This is a genomic window from Superficieibacter electus (assembly GCF_002915575.1).
GTDB lineage: Bacteria > Pseudomonadota > Gammaproteobacteria > Enterobacterales > Enterobacteriaceae > Superficieibacter > Superficieibacter electus.
On record NZ_PQGD01000055.1, the window covers coordinates 1 to 4,615 of the forward strand.

General features: G+C 61.8%; 4 protein-coding genes and 1 pseudogene. 4 read left to right on the top strand and 1 reads right to left on the bottom strand.

The window, feature by feature from the left end; genetic code table 11:
- The first annotated feature begins 150 nt into the window (after positions 1-150).
- Entirely contained in the window at positions 151-1,011 is an 861-nt protein-coding gene (gene blaSHV, locus CHU32_RS27460; RefSeq protein ID WP_103750953.1) for an SHV family class A beta-lactamase, read from the top strand.
- A 20-nt stretch (positions 1,012-1,031) separates the two neighbouring features.
- Here the strand turns inward: blaSHV and CHU32_RS27465 are convergent, their stop codons facing one another.
- The gene (locus tag CHU32_RS27465; RefSeq protein ID WP_002210513.1) at positions 1,032-1,793 is read right to left on the bottom strand and encodes a DeoR/GlpR family DNA-binding transcription regulator; all 762 of its coding nucleotides are present in this window, start codon (positions 1,791-1,793) and stop codon (positions 1,032-1,034) included.
- 261 nt (positions 1,794-2,054) lie between these two features.
- Here CHU32_RS27465 and ltnD point away from each other — a divergent pair, with 261 nt between their 5' ends.
- The 3 genes and pseudogenes from ltnD to CHU32_RS27485 form a co-directional block, all read left to right on the top strand.
- The gene (gene ltnD / locus CHU32_RS27475) at positions 2,055-2,957 is read left to right on the top strand and encodes an L-threonate dehydrogenase (RefSeq protein ID WP_103750954.1); all 903 of its coding nucleotides are present in this window, start codon (positions 2,055-2,057) and stop codon (positions 2,955-2,957) included.
- An 11-nt stretch (positions 2,958-2,968) separates the two neighbouring features.
- A pseudogene (gene otnK / locus CHU32_RS27480) lies at positions 2,969-4,221 on the top strand (3-oxo-tetronate kinase).
- Positions 4,214-4,615: class II aldolase/adducin family protein (locus CHU32_RS27485; protein WP_226865550.1), on the top strand; the 402-nt coding region annotated here is incomplete at its 3' end. The pseudogene otnK and the gene CHU32_RS27485, both read left to right, overlap by 8 nt.

A 4,615-nucleotide genomic window follows, 5' to 3' on the forward strand; every position in this document is an offset into this window, starting at 1 on the left:
TTGAATGGGTTCATGTGCAGCTCCATCAGCAAAAGGGGATGATAAGTTTATCACCACCGACTATTTGCAACAGTGCCAACGCCGGGTTATTCTTATTTGTCGCTTCTTTACTCGCCTTTATCGGCCTTCACTCAAGGATGTATTGTGGTTATGCGTTATATTCGCCTGTGTATTATCTCCCTGTTAGCCACCCTGCCGCTGGCGGTACACGCCAGCCCGCAGCCGCTTGAGCAAATTAAACAAAGCGAAAGCCAGCTGTCGGGCCGCGTAGGCATGATAGAAATGGATCTGGCCAGCGGCCGCACGCTGACCGCCTGGCGCGCCGATGAACGCTTTCCCATGATGAGCACCTTTAAAGTAGTGCTCTGCGGCGCAGTGCTGGCGCGGGTGGATGCCGGTGACGAACAGCTGGAGCGAAAGATCCACTATCGCCAGCAGGATCTGGTGGACTACTCGCCGGTCAGCGAAAAACACCTTGCCGACGGCATGACGGTCGGCGAACTCTGCGCCGCCGCCATTACCATGAGCGATAACAGCGCCGCCAATCTGCTGCTGGCCACCGTCGGCGGCCCCGCAGGATTGACTGCCTTTTTGCGCCAGATCGGCGACAACGTCACCCGCCTTGACCGCTGGGAAACGGAACTGAATGAGGCGCTTCCCGGCGACGCCCGCGACACCACTACCCCGGCCAGCATGGCCGCGACCCTGCGCAAGCTGCTGACCAGCCAGCGTCTGAGCGCCCGTTCGCAACGGCAGCTGCTGCAGTGGATGGTGGACGATCGGGTCGCCGGACCGTTGATCCGCTCCGTGCTGCCGGCGGGCTGGTTTATCGCCGATAAGACCGGAGCTAGCAAGCGGGGTGCGCGCGGGATTGTCGCCCTGCTTGGCCCGAATAACAAAGCAGAGCGCATTGTGGTGATTTATCTGCGGGATACGCCGGCGAGCATGGCCGAGCGAAATCAGCAACTCGCCGGGATCGGCGCGGCGCTGATCGAGCACTGGCAACGCTAAGCCGGCGGTGGCCGCGCGCGTTATCCGGCCCGCAGCACCTCGCAGGCGTGCCGGGCGATATGACTGGCGGCGGCATCGGAAAGATGCCGGTCGGTAATGATGGTGGTGAACCGGGTCAAAGGTAACGCCATAAACGTGGCCACCTGATTGTATTTCGAACTGTCGCACAGCAGGATGCTTCTCGCGCTGACCTGGCTGACGGTCTCCTTGACGGTAACCTTGTTCTCATCAGGGGTGAATATCCCGCGACTGTCCCAGCCGCTGGCGGAGATAAAGGCCGTATCGATAGCCAGGTGGCGTAACGTACGCGCCGCCGATTCGCCCACGCAGGAGCGGTTCTCCCGGCACAGAGTGCCGCCGGTGTGGATCACGCCGCACTGGCTGGCATCGATCAGCAGCTGGGTTATCTCAAAATCATTGGTGACCACCTGGAGATCGTTCCGGTCGAGGATCGCCCGCGCCAGCGCCAGGGTGGTAGTCCCGGCATCCAGATAGATGCAACTGTTTTTAGCGATATGACTCGCCGCCAGCGCGCCGATCGCCTGTTTCTCCTCACTCTGCAGCGTGCTTTTCACCAGATGACTGGGTTCCGCGGCCAGCCGGCTGACGGCGCGTACGCCGCCCGAGACGCTGACCAGCAGCCCCTGCTCCTCCAGTTTACTGACGTCCCGACGGATGGTCATATGGGACACGCCGAGGATCTCCGTCAGCTCGTTAATGCTTACCGCCCCACGCTGCTCCACCAGGGCTAAAATACGCTGATGTCGTTCTATTGGAATCACCGCTCTCCCCTTACCATTTTTTCACACCAGGCGTCACCACCCAGGCTACGGCCCTGGCGACACCCGGTGTTGTTATCGCGCTTTGCCGCTGTTTTTTACGCTATTTTAGGGCAAGAATCGCCGCTGTGCAGCCTCTTTCCGCCTGTGAATTTTTTATATTCATGTGGGTTATTCGTGATAACTCTCACATAAATTCACATGATAACGCTTTATTCTATCATTAAATCACATTAATTAACTAATGTTCACAAGGAGACCAGCATGGCTGCACACACTAACGTCTGCGTGATTGGACTGGGTTCAATGGGCATGGGCGCCGCCCGCGCCTGCCTGCAGGCGGGCCTGAACACCTGGGGCGTTGACATCAATCCCGACAACTGTCGCGCACTGCTGGCGGCGGGCGCCAAAGGCGCGGGCCCCCGCGCGGTGCCGTTCGCCGCGGAACTGGATGCAGTTGTGCTGCTGGTGGTCAATGCCGCCCAGGTGCGGGGGATCCTGTTCGGCGAGAGCGGCCTCGCCGCCCATCTGAAGCCGGGCACCGTCGTGATGGTGTCGTCCACCATCGCCTCCGCCGATGCTCAGGCCATTGCCGAGGCGCTGGCGGAGTACCAGCTATTGATGCTCGACGCGCCGGTATCGGGCGGCGCCGTGAAAGCGGCCGCCGGCGACATGACGGTGATGGCCTCCGGGAGCGATGCCGCCTTTGCCCGACTCGCGCCGGTGCTGGACGCCGTGGCCGGCAAAGTCTACCGCATCGGGAGCGACATTGGTCTTGGCTCGACGGTAAAAATTATCCATCAGCTGCTGGCCGGGGTGCACATCGCCGTTGCCGCCGAAGCGATGGCGCTTGCCGCCCGCGCCGGGATCCCACTGGAGACGATGTATGACGTGGTCACCCACGCGGCGGGTAATTCCTGGATGTTTGAGAATCGCATGCAGCACGTCCTGGATGGCGATTACTCGCCAAAATCCGCTGTCGATATTTTTGTCAAAGATCTCGGGCTGGTGAATGACACTGCCCGGGCGCTGACCTTCCCGCTGCCGCTCGCTACCACCGCGCTGAATATGTTCACCTCCGCCAGTAATGCCGGATTCGGTCGGGAAGATGACAGCGCGGTGATCAAGATTTTCAACGGCATCACCCTGCCGGGCCATAAACAGTGAGGAGAGACAACATGCAGCTTGGTGTCATTGCCGATGACTTCACCGGCGCCACGGATATTGCCAGCTTCCTCGTGCGCAACGGCATGCCGACGGTGCAACTGAATGGCGTGCCGACCCGCGATATTCCGCTGACCAGCGAGGCGGTGGTCATCAGCCTGAAAACCCGCTCCTGCCCGGCGGAAATGGCCGTCAGCCAGTCGCTGGCGGCCCTGCGCTGGCTGCAGGCCCAGGGCTGTCAGCAGTTTTATTTCAAGTACTGTTCCACTTTCGACAGCACCGCGCAGGGCAACATTGGCCCGGTGCTGGATGCCCTGCTGGCCGAGCTGGGTGAGACGCGGACGGTGATTTCCCCGGCGCTGCCGGTTAACGGCCGCACGGTCTATCAGGGATATCTGTTCGTCGGCGAGCAACTGCTGAATGAGTCCGGGATGCGCCACCATCCGGTGACGCCGATGGAGGATGCGCACCTGGGCCGCTTAATTGAGCGCCAAGGGCGCGGAAAAGCCGCGCTGATTGCCTGGCCGATTGTCGCCCGGTCGCCGCCGCGCTGGCGGCAGTCAACGATCCGGCGGTGCGCTATGTGGTGCTCGACGCCCTCAGCGAACAGGATCTGCTCACCCAGGGCGTGGCGCTGCGGGAGATGAAGCTGGTCTCCGGCGGTTCCGGCCTCGCCATCGGCCTCGCCCGCGACTGGGCGCAGCGCCATGGCGCCAGGGGGGAAAGCGCTCAGGCCGGCATGCCGCTGGCCGGTCCGGCGGTGGTGCTCTCGGGCTCCTGCTCGGTGATGACCAACAGCCAGGTGGCGGCCTATCGTCAACAGGCCCCCGCCCGCGCCGTCGACTTAAGCGCCTGCTTTACCGATCTGGAGAGCTACGTCAGGACGCTGACTGACTGGGTGGACGCGCAGCGCGATGCGCCGCTGGCGCCGATGATCTATGCCACCACCGAGCCGCAAACGCTGCAGCGGATCCAGGCGCAGTATGGCGACAAGGCCAGCAGCGAACGGGTGGAACAGCTGTTTGCCGCTCTTGCCGCCGCCCTGAAGGCGAACGGATTTACCCGCTTTATTGTGGCCGGAGGGGAAACGTCGAGCATTGTGGCGCAGACCCTGGGGGTTGAGGCGTTCCATATTGGGCCGACCATCTCCCCTGGCGTGCCCTGGGTGCGTGACACCCGCCAGCCGCTCTCCCTGGCGCTGAAGTCAGGTAACTTCGGCGATATCCAGTTCTTTGCCCGTGCCCAGCAGGAGTTTCGTCATGACTGAGCAACAACTGCGAGAGGAAATGGTGCAGATTGGCGCCTCGTTGTTTAGCCGCGGCTATGCCACCGGCTCCGCTGGCAATCTGTCGCTGCTGCTGCCGGACGGCAACCTGCTGGCGACGCCGACCGGCGCCTGCCTCGGCGAACTGCAGGCTCAGCGGTTGTCGGTGGTGACGCTGCAAGGGGAATGGATCTCCGGCGACAAACCGTCGAAAGAGGTCACTTTTCACCGGGCGGTCTATTTGCACAACCCGGCCTGCAAGGCGATCGTCCACTTGCACAGCCACTATCTGACCGCGCTCTCCTGCCTGCAGGGGCTCGGGCACTGTTGCAAAGTTAGCGATGAGGCAGCCTTTTGTCTTATTCAAAGGCCTTACATTTCAAAAACTCTGCTTACC

Coding starts and splice junctions, on each gene's coding strand:
- blaSHV (WP_103750953.1), top strand. CDS start 151: ATGCGTTATATTCGCCTGTGTATTATCTCCCTGTTAGCCACCCTGCCG.
- ltnD (WP_103750954.1), top strand. CDS start 2,055: ATGGCTGCACACACTAACGTCTGCGTGATTGGACTGGGTTCAATGGGC.